This is a genomic window from Amycolatopsis sp. NPDC005003, from assembly GCF_053600695.1.
On record NZ_JBSGAI010000018.1, the window covers coordinates 38,664 to 52,313 of the forward strand.

The window sequence follows — 13,650 nt, forward strand, 5'->3', positions numbered from 1 at the left end:
GCAGGCTCCGGGATGACCCCTCCGAGCGCTGTCTCCTCACCTTCTGGAGGTGTGCCGCTAAGTGGTCATCCCGTCGCCTGATTGAGGCCTTTCACGGCCTCGGGCGACGGGATGACCACCCCGCTCTTTTGGTGGGGCAGGCAGGCTGGGGCTCACGGGTGGCGGATCAGCTTCTCGGCCACCCACTCCGCCACACCCTCCGGATACGGGTCCGCCAGCCCGAGCACGAAGTGCCCGAAGCCCGCCTCCGCCGCCTCGGCGATCTTTCCCCGCGTTGTCTCCGGCCGCTCGTAATCCACCGGGAGGAAGATCGACCGCGTGATCTCCGCCGGGTCGCGGCCGATCTCCGTGCAGTACTTGTCCAGCAACCGGCTTCTCGCCGCCAGGTCCGAGATGTCGCCGCCGCCTGGGATGTTCCACAGGTTTGCGTGCTCTGCCACCACTCGGAGCGTTGCGCTCGCCCGGCCGCCGATCATGATCGGGGGGTGTGGGCGCTGCACCGGCCGCGGGTTGCCGAAAGCTCCCTTCAACGATACGTGCTCGCCCGCGAAGTCGAACGGCTCCGGAGATGTCCACAAGCGACGGATCACCGTGCACGCCTCCGCCAGCGCCGCGACCGCGTCGTCCTGGCTGTGGTACGGCAGGCCGTGCCCGTCGTACTCCCGCCGGGCCAAGGGGTGGCTGGGCCGGGAGCCCGCGCCGATGCCGAAGTCGAGGCGGCCGCCCGACACGATGTCGACCGTCGTGGCGATCTTCGCCAGCATCGCCGGCGGCCGGAAGCGGTTGCTGGTGACCAAAAGGCCGATGCGCATCCGCGACGTCTGCGCCGCCAGCGCCGAAAGCAGCGTCCAGCCTTCGAAGATCGGCCCGTCCGGGTCGCCGGCGATCGGCATCAGGTGGTCGAACAGCCACGCGTGCTCGATCTCCGGCACCGTGTCCGCTTCGCGCCAGACGCGCAGGATCTCGTCGTAACCGACCTGCTGCGGTGCGGTCAGGATGCCGAAGCTCATCGGCGCCGCCGCAGGGCCGGGTCGAGCAGCGACGGCGGCGTGTCGAACTTCTCCTCCGGCGCCAAGTCCACACCGGGCGCGACGACGGCGTCGATCTCGTCGAGGACGTCCGCCGGCAGCACGGTGTCGGCCGCGGCGAGCTGGGAACGCAGGTGGTCGAGCGTCCGCGGGCCGATCAGCGCGCTCGTCACGCCGGGGTGGGCGGTGACGAAGCCGAGCGCGAGCTGGATCAGGGTGAGGCCGGCGGCGTCGGCGAGCTTGGCCAGCTTCTCGACGGCGTCGAGCCGGGCCCGGTTGGCCGGGAGGTCGAGGTCGAAGCGCTGCGGGACGACCTTCGCGCGGTTGCCGCTTATTTCCCGGCCCGCGCGGACCGCGCCCGACAGCCAGCCCGAAGCCAGCGGGCTCCAGGCCAGCACGCCCATGCCGTACTCCTCGGTCACCGGCAGCACGTGGGCTTCGATGCCGCGCTGCAGGATCGAATAGCTCGGCTGCTCGGTGACGTACCGGCCGAGGTGGTGCTCGCGGGCGGCCCACTGCGCCTGGACGATGCGGTACGCCGGGAACGTCGAGGACCCGAAGTACCGGATCTTGCCCGCGCGCTGCAGGTCGGTCAGCGCGGAAAGCGCTTCCTCGTCGCTGGTCGCCGGGTCCCAGCGGTGGATCTGGTAAAGGTCGACGTGGTCGACGTCGAGGCGCCGCAGGCTGTCCTCGAGCGCGCGGACCAGCCAGCGGCGCGAGTTGCCGCGGTGGTTGCGCTCGTCGCCCATCGGCATGGTCGCCTTCGTGGCCAGCACGAGGTCGTCGCGGCGGCCGGCGATCGCCTTGCCGACCATCACCTCCGACTCGCCCTGGCCGTACATGTCGGCGGTGTCGATCAGGTTGATCCCGGCTTCGAGCGCGGCGTCGACGATGGCGGTGGCCTCGTCCTGGGAGGTGTTCCCGATGGCGCCGAAGTTCATCGCGCCGAGCGCGAGGGTGCTGACCTGGACACCGGTGCGGCCCAAGGTGCGGTACTGCATGGAAGAGTGCCTCCGTGAGAGGATGAGCAAACGGAACGTTGCTCCGCTAACGATACGGAACATCGCTCCGCTTAGCAAGGAGGGTCGGTGGGCGAGCGCAAACCCAAGCGGGCGGATGCCCGGCGCAACGAAAAGGCGCTGCTCGACGCGGCGGCCGCGGTCTTCGTCGCGTCCGGCGTGGACGCGCCGGTGCGCGACATCGCGGCGAAGGCCGGGGTCGGGATGGGCACGATCTACCGCCACTTCCCGACCAGGGCCGACCTGATCATCGCCGTCTTCCGGCACCAGGTGGACGCCTGCACCGAGGCGGGGCCGGCCCTGCTGGCTTCGAACGAATCGCCGTACGCGGCGCTGGCGCAGTGGATCGACCTGTTCGTCGACTTCCTGGTCACCAAGCACGGGCTCGCCGGGGTGCTCCAGTCCGACAACGCCGGCTTCGGGTCGCTGCACGCTTATTTCCTGGACCGGCTGGTCCCGGTGTGCGCCGAGCTGCTCGACGCGGCGGCCGCGGCGGGCGAGATCCGGGCCGAGGTGGCGCCCCTGGACCTCATGCGCGGGGTCGGCAACCTCTGCGTCGGCGCGGACGACCCCCGCTACGACGCGCGAGGGATGGTGAAGCTCCTCGTCGCGGGGCTGCGGTGCGGCACCATGGACGGATGACGGCGTGGCGGGAGTTCGAAGCGGCGGAACCGGAGTTCGCGCGGCGGGTGCGCGCGTTGTTCGACGCGCACAAGCACAAGACGATCGCGACCCTGCGGGCGGACGGCTCGCCGCGGATCTCGGGGATCGAAACGGTCTTCGAGGACGGTGAGCTGACCTTCGGGTCGATGCCGAACGCGCGCAAGGGCGCGGACCTGCGGCGTGACCCGCGGTTCGCGCTGCACAGCGCGACGGTCGACCCCGTCGAGGGCGGGGAAGCGCAGTGGCCGGGCGAGGCGAAGATCGCCGGCCGGGTGCGCACCGAGGACGGCGAGCGGTTCGTCGCCGACGTCGCCGAGGTCGTGCACACCCACCTGAACGAGGCGGCGACGCTCCTGGTCGTCGAGTGGTGGACGCCCGAAGGCGGCCTGCGCAAGGTCGAGCGCGAATAAGCCCGGTCCGTCCGGTTCCGGATCGGCCTGTCCCCACAGATTAAGTCAACTGCTTGACTTAATCGTGGATCGTCGCCATTCTCGGGACAGGGGACATTCACCAACGAGAGGCCCGTGATGACGCCAAGCCACCCCGGATCGCTGCCGCGTTTCCCGTTCGAGGCCGCCACCGCGCTGGAGCCGCCCGCCGAGTGGGCCGAGTTCCGCGAGAAGTGCCCGGTCGCGCGGGTCGCGCTGGCCAGCGGGGACGAAGCCGCCCTGATCACCCGCTACGACGACGTCAAGACGGTCCTGTCCGACCCGCGGTTCACCCGGCCGACGCCCGCGGACAACGCGGCCCGCGTCGCCGACACCGAGTCGGGCGGGGTGTTCAACAGCGAGATGGCGTCCGTGCTGCCGCAGCACGGCGAGGCGCACCTGAAGTGGCGGCGCCTGCTCGGGAAGTGGTTCACCGCCAAGCGGATGACCGCGCTGCGGCCGGGCATGGCGGCGATGGCCGAGCAGCTCATCGACGAGATGGTCGCGAAGGGGGCGCCCGGTGACCTCAAGGCGGGCCTCGCGTTCCCGCTGCCCGTCTGGGTCATCTGCGACATGCTCGGCGTGCCGGACACCGACCGCGACCGGTTCGCCCACTGGTCCGACGTCATGCTCAGCATGACCCGCTACACGCAGGCCGAGTTCGACGCGGCGCAGGCGGAGTTCGGCCGGTACATGGGTGCGCACATCGCGACCAAGCGGGCCGAGCCGGGCGAGGACATCCTCAGCGCGCTGATCGCCGAGGGTGCCGGCTGGTCCGACGCGATGCTGACCGCCACCGGCATCGGCCTGCTCATCGCCGGCCACGAGACCACCGCGAACATGATCGCCAAGATGACGGCGATGCTGCTGGCCGACCGCAGCCGCTGGGAGCAGCTGCTGGCCGACCCGTCGCTGGTGCGCACGGCGGTCGAGGAGGCGCTGCGGGCGGACGCCAACGCGGGCGTGGGCATGCAGCGCTACCTCACCGAAGAGTTCGAGGTGGGCGGCACGGTGCTGCCCGCGGGCACCACGGCGATGTGCAGCATGGCGGCGGCCAACCGCGACGAGGGCGCGTTCGAAAACGCCGCCGTGATGGACCTGACCCGCAGCCCGAACCCGCACCTGGCCTTCGGCGCCGGCGCGCACGCGTGCCTCGGGCAGCCGCTGGCGCGCACCGAGCTCCAGGTGGTGCTGGAGGTGCTGCTGCGCAAGCTGCCGACACTGGAGCTCGCGGTCCCTGCGGACGAGCTGCGCCGGGTCGAGGGCCTCGCGGTCGGCGGGCTGCGGGAACTGCCCGTCCGCTGGTGACGCGCGGGGATTTCTGCGTGGACGGCGGCCGGCCGGGCCGGGGACGCGCGGGCTCCTTGGCGACCACGGCGGGCCGGGCCGAACGCACCCGGGCGACGAGGGAGCGGATCCTGGTCGCGGCGGAACGCCTCTACGCCGAGCACGGCGTGCTGGCCGTTTCGAACCGCCAGATCAGCGAGGTGGCCGGGCAGGGCAACAACACCGCCGTCGGGTACCACTTCGGCACCCGGGCCGACGTCGTGCGGGCCATCGTGCGCAGGCACTCCGGGCCGATCGAACGGCTGCGCCACCGCCGGCTCGAAGACCTCGACGGCCGCGCGCCGCTGCGGGAGTGGCTCGGGTGCCTGGTCCACCCCACCACCGAGCACCTGGCGCGGCTGGGCACGCCCACCTGGTTCGCCCGGTTCGCCGCCCAGGTGATGACCGAACCGTCGCTGCGCGCGGTCATCGTCGAGGAAACGCTGACGTCGCCGTCGCTGGCGCGGACCATCGCGGGGCTCTACCGGTGCCTGCCCGGGCTGCCCGCGGAAGTCCGCGCCGAACGCAACGACATCACCCGCCTCGTGCTGATGCACGCGCTGGCCGAGCGGGAACGCACCCTCGCCGAAGGCGAAGGCACCCCGAGGGCTGGCTGGCGCGACACCGCCACCGCCCTCACCGACGTACTGGCCGGGCTGTGGCTCGCGCCGGTCACCGAATGACTCCGACGAAAGGAACCGCCGTGAAGGTCACCGTGGAGGAAGCCAAGTGCTGCGGCGCCGGCACCTGCGTCATGCTCGCCCCGGACGTGTTCGACCAGCGTGATGACGACGGCATCGTCATCCTGCTCGACGAGCACCCCGCCGAAGCGCTGCACGCGGCCGTCCGCGAGGCGGCGAGCGTCTGCCCGGGTGTCGCGATCTCGGTCAGCGAGGAGGCGTGATCGGCGAGGTCCTGGTCGTCGGTGCCTCGGCTGCCGGGCTCGCGACCGTGGAAGCCCTGCGCCGCAAGGGGTACGTGGGCCGGGCGACCGTGCTGGGCGCCGAACCGCACCTGCCGTACGACCGGCCGCCGCTGTCCAAGCAGGTCCTCGGCGGCAGCTGGCCGCCCGAGCGGACGCAGCTGCGCACCGCGGACGCACTGTCCGCATTGGACACCGAGTTCGTGCTCGGCGACCCGGCGGTGCGGCTGGACGCCGCCGCGCGGACCGTCCACACCGCCGCCGGGCGGACCCTCGCCGCGGACGCGGTCGTGCTCGCCACCGGGCTCCGGCCGCGCACCCTGCCCGGGCAGGACGGCCTCGGTGGTGTCCACGTGCTGCGCACCCTCGACGACGCGCTGGCCCTGCGCGCGGACCTCGCGCCGGGCAGGCGGGTGGTGGTCGTCGGGGACGGCGTGCTCGGCGCGGAGATCGCCGCCACCGTGTGCGCGGCGGGCGTGCCGGTCACCCTGGCCGGCCCCCAGGCCGCGCCGCTGGCCTACCAGTTCGGCCCACTGGCGGCCGGGCTGCTCGCCGAGCTGCACGCGAGCCGGGGCGTCGAGCTGCGGCTCGGCTCCGCGGTCACCGGGCTGGCGGCGGACGACGGCCGGGTCACCGGGGTGCGGCTGGCGACCGGCGAGGTGCTGCCCGCCGACGTCGTCGTGGTCGCCTTCGGGGCCGCGCCGGCGACGGAGTGGCTGGCGGGCAGCGGGGTGCTGTGCGACAACGGCGTCGTGTGCGACTCCCGGTGCCGGGCGGCGGAGGGCGTCTACGCCGCCGGCGACGTCGCCCGCTGGCACCACGAGGGGCTCGACGTGCTGCTGCGGCTGGAAAACCGGACCAACGCCACCGAACAGGCGGTCGCCGTCGCGGGGAACGTCCTCGGCGAAGACCGCCCGTACACGCCGGTGCCCTACTTCTGGACCAACCAGTTCGACGCCCGGATCCACGTGCACGGCACGCCGTCCGCGGCCGCCGAAGTGTCCGTTGTGGAGGGTGAGCCGGGTGCGGGCCGGTTCGTGGCCGAATACCGCGAGGACGGCCGCGTCACCGGGGTGCTCGGGTGGAACATGCCCAAGCAGGCCCGGCTTCACTCCACGGTGACGGACTTGGCCAGGTTGCGCGGCTTGTCGATGTCGTAGCCCAGTGTCAGCGCGGCGTGGTAGGCGAGCAGCTGCAGCGGGATGGTCAGCAGGACCGGGTCGAGCTCCGGCTCGGTCTTGGGCACCACGATCCGCGGGACGTCGAGCTCGCCGAAGTCGACGTCTTCGTGGGTCACCGCCAGCACCGCGCCACCCCGGGCCTTGATCTGCTGGACCGCGGCCAGGTTGCGCCCGGTCAGTTCGTCCGACGGCACGACGGCGACCGTCGGGAGCGCTTCGTCGATCAGGGCGAGCGGGCCGTGCTTGAGCTCGGAGGTCTGGTACGCCTCGGCGTGGCGGTAGGAGATCTCCTTGAACTTCTGCGCGCCTTCGCGGGCCACCGGGTAGCCGCGGACGCGGCCGACGAAGAACAGGCTCTTCGCGGCGGCGACGGTCTTGGCGTGCTCGGCGATCTCCGGCTCGAGGTCCAGGACGGCCTTGATCTGGCCGGGCAGCGCGCGGATCGCGTCGATGATCCGCTGACCGTCCGCATTGGACAGATCGCGGACCCGGCCCAGTGCCAGCGCGATCAGCGCGAACCCGACGGCCATGTTGGTCAGCGCCTTGGTCGAGGCGACCGCGATCTCCGGGCCGGCGTGCAGGTAGACGCCGCCTTCGCAGGCGCGGGCGATCGTCGACCCGACGACGTTGACCAGGCCGGCCACCCGGCCGCCCTTGCGCTTGATCTCCTCGACGGCGAAGGCGGTGTCGATCGTCTCGCCGGACTGGCTGACCGCGATGTAGAGCGTGTCGGCCTCGATGATCGGGTTGCGGTAGCGGAACTCCGACGCGGCTTCGGCGTCGGCCGGGATCCGCGCGAGTTCTTCGATCATCGTCGCGCCGATCTGGCCGACGTAGTAGGCGGACCCGCAGCCGAGGATCTTCACCCGGGCGAACCCGCGCAGCTCCCGCGGCGTCAGGTTGAGCCCGTCGAGGCGGGCGACGCCGAACCGGTCGTCGAGGCGGCCGCGGATGATCCGCTCGACGGATTCGGGCTGTTCCTGGATCTCCTTGGCCATGTAGTGCGGGTAGCCGCCCAGGTCGAGGTCCTCGGCGTCGATGTCGATCTCGGTGGCCGGCTTGGTGGTGTCGCTCTCGTCGACGGTGAAGGTGCGGTAGCCGGTGGCGAAGACGGTCGCGAACTCGCCGTCGTCGAGGTGCGCGGCCTGTGAGGTGTGCCGGACCAGCGCGGCGAGGTCGCTGGCGACGAACATCTCCCGCTCGCCGACGCCGATGATCAGGGGCGAGCCGTTGCGCGCGATGACCAGGCGGTCCGGGTGCGCGCTGTCGGTGACGGCGATCGCGTACGTGCCGGTGATCCGCGAAACCGCCTCCACGACGGCGTCTTCGAGCGTCTCGGCGGCCGAGCGCGCGATCAGGTGGGCGAGGACCTCGGTGTCGGTCTCGGAGGTGAGGGTGACGCCGGCGTCGGCGAGCTGGGCGCGCAGCGCGTCCGCGTTGTCGATGATGCCGTTGTGGACCACGCAGATCCGGCCGTCCTCGGACGTGTGCGGGTGGGCGTTGGCCTCCGACGCGGGCCCGTGCGTGGCCCAGCGCGTGTGCCCGATGCCCGCCTTGCCGGTGAGCCGCTTGGGCAGCGCGGCGGCGAGGTTGCGGACCCGGCCGACGACGCGGTGGACCTGCGGGGTGCCCTTCGCGCCGAGGACGGCGATGCCCGCGGAGTCGTACCCGCGGTACTCGAGCCGCGTCAGGCCTTCCAGGAGGATGGGGGCGGCGTTCTGGCCGCCGATGTAGCCGACGATCCCGCACATGGGGAGACCTCTTCCTAGCCGTAGATGATGCGGCGCAACTGCCGCTCGGAGAGGACGGGCGCGGCCACCAGCCGCCCGCGGAGCTCGGCGGCGATCAGGGGGAAGATCTCGGGGTTCTTCCGGCCCTGTGCCTGCAGCTCGGCGTGCCGGCGGCGCACGTAGTCCTCGGTGGGAGTCCGGTAGAAGGCCAGGACGTCGTCGACGACGCGGGCGGCGACCCCGGGTGGCAGCCCGGTGGACGCGGCCACGCGCTCGACGATGTCGGTGTCTTCCACGCCGGCCATCATGCCTCGCCGAGCCGCGAACCCCAAATTCTTGCCCGAAATCGGGCAAGTTCTAATTGGTTGGACAGTTTCCGCGGCCCCGGGCGAGGGTGGAGGGCGTGCGACAGGACGAGATTTGGGACGCCGAGACCGCCGAGCGCTACGACACCCCGGGCGAGGGCGTGTTCGCGCCGGAGGTCGTGGAGCCGATGGTTTCGCGCCTGGCCGCGCTGGCGGAGGGCGGCCGGGCCCTGGAGTTCGCGATCGGCACCGGCCGGGTCGCGATCCCGCTCGCGGAGCGGGGAGTGGACGTGGCCGGCATCGAGCTGTCCGAGCCGATGCTCGACCGGCTGCGGCGCAAGGCAGCGATCCCGGTGGTCGCCGACGACATGGCGACGACGCGGGTCGAGGGCCGGTTTTCGCTGGTCTACCTGGTGTACAACACGATCGGCAACCTGCTGACCCAGGACGAGCAGGTGGAGTGCTTCCGCAACGCGGCCCGCCACCTCGACCCGGGCGGCCGGTTCGTGATCGAGCTGGGCGTCCCGGAGCTGCGCCGGCTCCCGCCGGGCCAGGACGCGCTGGTGTTCCGGTCCGAGGCCGGGTACGCCGGGATCGACACCTACGACACCGTGCGCCAGCACCTGGTGTCCCACCACTTCACCTTCGGGTCGGGACGGCAGGCGCGGCTGAGCCGCTGCCCGCAGCGCTACATCTGGCCGGCCGAGCTGGACCTGATGGGCCGGCTGGCCGGGTTCGAGCTGGAGTCCCGCCACGCCGACTGGGTCGGCGGGGAGTTCACCGCCGAGTCGCGCTCACACGTCTCCGTCTACCGGCTGCGCTGATCGCTTCGACCAGCGGAAGCCGCACGCTCGCGTGCGGGATGATCCCCAGCTCGGCCAGCTCGGCCTTGGCGTTCGCCGCGCCCGTGCCGGCGCGCATGATCGTGTCCGTCAAGGGAATCAGGGCTTCTTGGATCGCTCGCGCCCGATCGAGGTCACCGTCGCGGACGGCGTCGATCAGCTCGGCGGTGCGGTCGGCCGCCACGTTCGCCACGACGCTGACCAGGCCCGTGGCCCCGCACGCCAGGTACGGCAGGTTGAGCTCGTCGATGCCGCAGTAGTACGCCAATGACGTCCGGGACATCACCGTCATCGCCTCGAACAGGTCGCCCTTGGCGTCCTTGACCGCCCGGATCCGGGGGTGGCCGGCCAGCTCGGTCAGGGTGGCCGGCGCCATCGCGACGCCGGTGCGCGCGGGCACGTCGTAGAGCATCACCGGCAGCTCGGTGGCGTCCGCGACCGCCACGCAGTGGGCGATCACCCCGGCCTGCGTCGGCCGGGAGTAGTAGGGGCAGACCAGCAGCAGCGCGTCGGCGCCGGCCGCCTCGGCTTCGCGGGCGCGGCGGACGCTCGCCGCCGTGTCGTAGGTGCCGACGCCGGCGATCACGCGCGCGCGGTTCCCCGCCTGTGCCGCCACGGCCCGGACCAGGCCCGCGGACTCGGCGTCGGAAAGGGTGGGGGACTCGCCGGTGGTCCCGCCGACGACGAGGCCGTCGCATCCCGTGGCCAGCAGGTGGTCGACGAGCCGGGTGAGGCCGGGTTCGCTGAGCGCGCCGCCGGGCTCCATGGGGGTCACCATCGCGACGAGGTTGGTGCCGAATTCGGTCATGTGCCGACCGTGCCCGGCCTGACTGCTGCGGTCCAGCGATGCTTTTTTGCCGGTATTGCGTAGCCTGGCTTCATGATCGAGGTGGGTGCGCTGCGGGCGCTGCGCTCGGTGGCGGCGCTCGGGACGCTGGCGCGGGCGGCCGAGGAGCTCGGGTTCACCGCGTCGGCGGTGTCGCAGCAGCTCAAACGGCTGGAGCGGCAGGTCGGCGTCCCGGTGCTGGCGCCGGCCGGCCGCGGGGTGGTGCTGACCCCGGCCGGCCAGGCGATCGCCGACTCGGCCCCGGAGGTGTTCCACGCGCTGGAGCGCTGCGCCGAAGCCGCGCAGTCGGTGTCGGAAGGCGCGCCGCGCGGCACGCTCCGGGTGGTGGCCTTCTCGACGGCGATCCGCGGCCTGCTCGCGCCGATCATTCCCCGGCTGGCGTACCCGGAGTTGCGGGTGGAGCTCACCGAGCAGGACCCCGACGAAGGGTTGCGCAGCGTCGGCGCGGGAACGGCCGACTTCGCGCTCGTCCACGACGCCGACGGGTTGCTGCCCGCGCCCCTGCCGCCGTCGCTGGTGCGGCGGTGGGTGCACACGGACGTCGGCGACGTGGTGATGAGCCGCACGCACCCGCTGGCCGGGCTCGACGCGCCGGTGGACGCGGTGGCGCTGGCGCGGGAAGCGTGGGTGACCAGCCCGCCGGGAACCGTGTGCCACCAGTGGTTCCGGCGGTTGTTCGCCGACGAGCCCGACGTGCGTCACCGGGTCGACGACTTCGCGACGCAGCTGTCGCTGGTGGCCTCGGGTCAGGTGGTGGCGTTGATCCCGCGCCTCGCGCGCCCGCCGTTGGGGGAGAACCTGATCGCGCGGCCGTTGCGGCGGCCGCCGAAGCGGGAGGTCCACGCGGTGTGGCGGCGGAGTGCCGAGGCGAGCCCGGCGATCCGGGCCGTGCTGGCCGAACTGGGGGCGGCATCGGACGCCGCTTGAGCCGCCCGGCTCGGGGTCGTCACCCCCGGAAGGCGGCTTCGGCGCTCGGATAAGTCGGGAAGAAGTCCGCAAGGCCGATCAGCCCGAGCGTCCGGCTCAGCCGGTCCGGCACCGCGGCCAGCGCGACCCCCGCCCCCGCCGCCTCGGCGAGGTTGCGGGCCGCGATGAGCGCGGACACCCCGCTGGAGTCGCAGAACGTCACCGCGCCCAGGTCCACCACCAGCACGCCGCCGGGCGCCAGGGCCAGCGAGGCCAGCCCGGCGCGGAGGCGGGGTGCGGTGGCCACGTCGAGCTCCCCTTCGACGGTCACCACCGTGCCGGCCTCGGTCGCGCGCGTCGTGACGGAAAACGGGGTGCCGGTCACGGTCGATCGCCTCCGGGAAGCGGGATGCTCAACGCCAGCAGGGCCGTGTCGTCCTCGACGCCGTCGCCGAAGCCGGCGAGCAGGCCGGTCACCGCCGTGATCACCGCGGGGGCCGTCGTCGGCGCCAGGCCGGTCAGGTGCTCCTGCAGCTGCTCTTCGCTGTAGCGGACGCGGCCCTGCGTGCGGGCTTCGGTCAGCCCGTCGGTGTACAGCAGCAGCGTGTCGCCCGGGCTCAGGAAGACGTCCTCGGCGGCGAAGCGCGCGCGGGGCAGCGCGCCCACCAGCTGGCCGCCCGGGACGGGCAGGAACGCGGACGTGCCGTCGGCGCGGATCAGCAGCGCGGGCGGGTGGCCGCCGGTGGCCAGGGTGACCGCCGCACCGTCGTCGCCGGGCCGGAGGTGGCCCTGGATGACGGTGCAGTAGCGCGGATCCGAGCCGCGGTATTCGTGGTGCAGCACCGTGTTGAGGCGGTCCAGCACGGTGGCCGGGTCCGGGTCGTGCACCGCGGCGGCGCGCAGGGTGTAGCGCGCCAGCGACGTCACCACGGCCGCGGCGGCGCCCTTCCCGGAGACGTCGCCGAGGAAGAACCCCCAGGTGTCGCCGGTCAGCGGGAACAGGTCGTAGAAGTCGCCGCCGACCTCGTCGGCCGACGCGGGGTGGTAGTAGGCCGCGACCTGCACCCCGGGCACGTCGGCCAGCGTGGGCGGCAGCAGGGTCTGCTGCAGTGTCCGCGCGAGCCGCTGCACCCGGTCGCGTTCGCGCTCGGCTTCTTCGCGCGCCCGCAGCAGTTCCTGTTCGTAGGCCCGCCGGTCGCGCGCGTCGAAGATCGTGGTGCGGATCAGCTGGGCCCGGCCGTCGGTGCCGGTCTTGACCGTCGAGGTCACCAGCACCGGCAGCCGGCTCCCGTCCGCGGTCTTCAGCTCGAAGGCGACGCCGCCGAGCTCGCCCTGCATGCGCAGGAGCGGCGCGAAGTGCGTCTCGTGGTAGATCCGGCCGCCGACGGTGAGCAGGTCGGCGAACCGGCGCCGGCCGACGACGTCTTCGCGTGCGTAGCCGAGCCAGCCGAGCAGCGTGGTGTTGATCTTCGCGATGGTGCCGTCCAGCAGCGTCGAGAGGTACCCGCAGGGAGCGTGCTCGTAGAGGTCTTCCGCGCTGTCCTCCAAAAGGGCCGAAAACTCCGGGGCGGCACTCTCCTGACCACCCGGGCCGGGGTGGTCCTCGCACATCACGGCCCGCTCACGAACGCCGTGATCGCGGCGGCCGTCGCCTCCGGCGCACTGAGCTGCGGGCAGTGCCCGGTCGCGGCGAGCGTCACGAGGGTGCTGCCGTCGATCTGCTCGTGGGTGAACCGCCCGACCTCGGGCGGGGCGATGGCGTCGTTCGCGCACTCGAGCACCAGCGTCGGCACGGAGACCTTCGCCAGGTCGGCCCGGTTGTCGGAGAGGAACGTCACCCGGGCGAAGACGCGCGCGATCGCGGGATCGGTGCGGCAGAAGCTGTTCGTCAGCTCTTCGCCGAGCTCCGGGCGGTCCGGGTTGCCCATGATCACCGGCGCCATGGTCGCCGACCAGCCCAGGTAGTTCGCCTCGAGCGCGGCGAGCAGCTCGTCGATGTCGGCCCGGCTGAACCCGCCGCGGTAGTCACCGTCGTCGAGGTAGCACGGTGACGGCGTGAGCAGCACGAGCTTGGCGAACCGGTCCGGTTCGCGGTTGGCGGCCAGCACCGCGATCATCGCGCTGACCGAGTGGCCCACCAGCACGACGTCCCGCAAGGCCAGCTCGCGGCAGAGGGCCAGGACGTCGTCGGCGTAGCCGTCGAGGCTGCCGTAGCGCTCGGGGGTCCAGGCGGACGGGTCCGACCGCCCGGCGCCGGTGTGGTCGAACAGCACCACCCGGTACCGCGGCGCGAGTTCCGGGACGACGAGGCGCCACAGGTTCTGGTCGCAGCCGAAGCCGTGCGCGAGCAGGAGGGTGGGGCCGCCTTCGCGACCGGTGACGGTCACGTTGTTCCTGGCGCGCATGCTCACCGCGCACATCCTGCCACCGACCCCGCGGCCACGCGGGCTCAG

At 72.6% G+C, this 13,650-nt stretch carries 16 protein-coding genes; 8 read left to right on the forward strand and 8 right to left on the reverse strand.

Annotated elements, in window-relative coordinates:
• Positions 1–152: 152 nt before the first annotated feature.
• Positions 153–1,010, reverse strand: coding sequence for an LLM class flavin-dependent oxidoreductase (locus tag ACWED2_RS21715; protein ID WP_449692286.1), 858 nt, complete (start codon positions 1,008–1,010; stop codon positions 153–155).
• Positions 1,007–2,029: an aldo/keto reductase gene (locus ACWED2_RS21720; RefSeq protein ID WP_449692287.1), complete on the reverse strand. Its 1,023-nt coding sequence runs from the start codon at positions 2,027–2,029 to the stop codon at positions 1,007–1,009. Before ACWED2_RS21720 ends, ACWED2_RS21715 begins: the two co-directional genes overlap by 4 nt.
• A gap of 87 nt (positions 2,030–2,116) precedes the next feature.
• Here ACWED2_RS21720 and ACWED2_RS21725 point away from each other — a divergent pair, with 87 nt between their 5' ends.
• The 6 genes from ACWED2_RS21725 (at position 2,117) to ACWED2_RS21750 (ending at position 6,546) form a co-directional block, all read left to right on the forward strand.
• Positions 2,117–2,689 carry a TetR/AcrR family transcriptional regulator gene (locus ACWED2_RS21725; protein WP_449692288.1) on the forward strand — a complete coding sequence of 191 codons (573 nt, stop codon included), beginning with the start codon at positions 2,117–2,119 and terminating at the stop codon, positions 2,687–2,689.
• On the forward strand, positions 2,686–3,120 hold the full coding sequence (locus ACWED2_RS21730; RefSeq protein ID WP_449692289.1) for a pyridoxamine 5'-phosphate oxidase family protein: 435 nt from the start codon (positions 2,686–2,688) through the stop codon (positions 3,118–3,120). Before ACWED2_RS21725 ends, ACWED2_RS21730 begins: the two co-directional genes overlap by 4 nt.
• 117 nt (positions 3,121–3,237) lie before the next feature.
• Positions 3,238–4,446: a cytochrome P450 gene (locus tag ACWED2_RS21735; RefSeq protein ID WP_449692415.1), complete on the forward strand. Its 1,209-nt coding sequence runs from the start codon at positions 3,238–3,240 to the stop codon at positions 4,444–4,446.
• A gap of 56 nt (positions 4,447–4,502) precedes the next feature.
• Positions 4,503–5,147, forward strand: coding sequence for a TetR/AcrR family transcriptional regulator (locus ACWED2_RS21740; protein WP_449692416.1), 645 nt, complete (start codon positions 4,503–4,505; stop codon positions 5,145–5,147).
• A 20-nt stretch (positions 5,148–5,167) separates the two neighbouring features.
• The gene (locus ACWED2_RS21745; RefSeq protein ID WP_449692290.1) at positions 5,168–5,368 is read left to right on the forward strand and encodes a ferredoxin; all 201 of its coding nucleotides are present in this window, start codon (positions 5,168–5,170) and stop codon (positions 5,366–5,368) included.
• A complete protein-coding gene (locus tag ACWED2_RS21750; RefSeq protein ID WP_449692291.1) occupies positions 5,365–6,546 on the forward strand; it encodes an NAD(P)/FAD-dependent oxidoreductase in 1,182 nt (393 codons plus the stop codon). The genes ACWED2_RS21745 and ACWED2_RS21750 overlap by 4 nt, the downstream gene beginning before the upstream one ends.
• Here ACWED2_RS21750 and glmS read toward each other — a convergent pair.
• Positions 6,495–8,318, reverse strand: coding sequence for a glutamine--fructose-6-phosphate transaminase (isomerizing) (gene glmS / locus ACWED2_RS21755; RefSeq protein ID WP_449692292.1), 1,824 nt, complete (start codon positions 8,316–8,318; stop codon positions 6,495–6,497). The genes ACWED2_RS21750 and glmS overlap by 52 nt on opposite strands.
• 14 nt (positions 8,319–8,332) lie before the next feature.
• Positions 8,333–8,605 (reverse strand): hypothetical protein, encoded by a 273-nt coding sequence (locus ACWED2_RS21760; protein WP_449692293.1) that lies wholly within the window; start codon positions 8,603–8,605, stop codon positions 8,333–8,335.
• Between the two features lie 95 nt (positions 8,606–8,700).
• Between ACWED2_RS21760 and ACWED2_RS21765 the strand changes: the two genes are divergently transcribed.
• Entirely contained in the window at positions 8,701–9,426 is a 726-nt protein-coding gene (locus tag ACWED2_RS21765; protein ID WP_449692294.1) for a class I SAM-dependent DNA methyltransferase, read from the forward strand.
• Here the strand turns inward: ACWED2_RS21765 and dapA are convergent.
• The gene (gene dapA, locus ACWED2_RS21770; protein ID WP_449692295.1) at positions 9,380–10,252 is read right to left on the reverse strand and encodes a 4-hydroxy-tetrahydrodipicolinate synthase; all 873 of its coding nucleotides are present in this window, start codon (positions 10,250–10,252) and stop codon (positions 9,380–9,382) included. The genes ACWED2_RS21765 and dapA overlap by 47 nt on opposite strands.
• A gap of 72 nt (positions 10,253–10,324) precedes the next feature.
• Here dapA and ACWED2_RS21775 point away from each other — a divergent pair, with 72 nt between their 5' ends.
• Entirely contained in the window at positions 10,325–11,218 is an 894-nt protein-coding gene (locus tag ACWED2_RS21775) for a LysR substrate-binding domain-containing protein (protein ID WP_449692296.1), read from the forward strand.
• A 19-nt stretch (positions 11,219–11,237) separates the two neighbouring features.
• Here the strand turns inward: ACWED2_RS21775 and ACWED2_RS21780 are convergent, their stop codons facing one another.
• From ACWED2_RS21780 to ACWED2_RS21790, 3 genes are read right to left on the reverse strand one after another with little or no spacing between them, the layout of a single operon-like run.
• On the reverse strand, positions 11,238–11,582 hold the full coding sequence (locus tag ACWED2_RS21780; RefSeq protein ID WP_449692297.1) for an STAS domain-containing protein: 345 nt from the start codon (positions 11,580–11,582) through the stop codon (positions 11,238–11,240).
• Positions 11,579–12,808, reverse strand: a complete 1,230-nt coding sequence (locus tag ACWED2_RS21785; protein WP_449692298.1) for a PP2C family protein-serine/threonine phosphatase — start codon at positions 12,806–12,808, stop codon at positions 11,579–11,581. Before ACWED2_RS21785 ends, ACWED2_RS21780 begins: the two co-directional genes overlap by 4 nt.
• Complete coding sequence (locus tag ACWED2_RS21790; protein WP_449692299.1) at positions 12,808–13,608, reverse strand: alpha/beta fold hydrolase; 801 nt, start codon at positions 13,606–13,608, stop codon at positions 12,808–12,810. The genes ACWED2_RS21785 and ACWED2_RS21790 overlap by 1 nt, the downstream gene beginning before the upstream one ends.
• Positions 13,609–13,650: the final 42 nt, after the last annotated feature.

Coding starts and splice junctions, on each gene's coding strand:
- ACWED2_RS21785 (WP_449692298.1), bottom strand. CDS start 12,808: ATGTGCGAGGACCACCCCGGCCCGGGTGGTCAGGAGAGTGCCGCCCCG.
- ACWED2_RS21760 (WP_449692293.1), bottom strand. CDS start 8,605: ATGATGGCCGGCGTGGAAGACACCGACATCGTCGAGCGCGTGGCCGCG.
- ACWED2_RS21720 (WP_449692287.1), bottom strand. CDS start 2,029: ATGCAGTACCGCACCTTGGGCCGCACCGGTGTCCAGGTCAGCACCCTC.
- dapA (WP_449692295.1), bottom strand. CDS start 10,252: ATGACCGAATTCGGCACCAACCTCGTCGCGATGGTGACCCCCATGGAG.
- glmS (WP_449692292.1), bottom strand. CDS start 8,318: ATGTGCGGGATCGTCGGCTACATCGGCGGCCAGAACGCCGCCCCCATC.
- ACWED2_RS21735 (WP_449692415.1), top strand. CDS start 3,238: ATGACGCCAAGCCACCCCGGATCGCTGCCGCGTTTCCCGTTCGAGGCC.
- ACWED2_RS21775 (WP_449692296.1), top strand. CDS start 10,325: ATGATCGAGGTGGGTGCGCTGCGGGCGCTGCGCTCGGTGGCGGCGCTC.
- ACWED2_RS21715 (WP_449692286.1), bottom strand. CDS start 1,010: ATGAGCTTCGGCATCCTGACCGCACCGCAGCAGGTCGGTTACGACGAG.
- ACWED2_RS21730 (WP_449692289.1), top strand. CDS start 2,686: ATGACGGCGTGGCGGGAGTTCGAAGCGGCGGAACCGGAGTTCGCGCGG.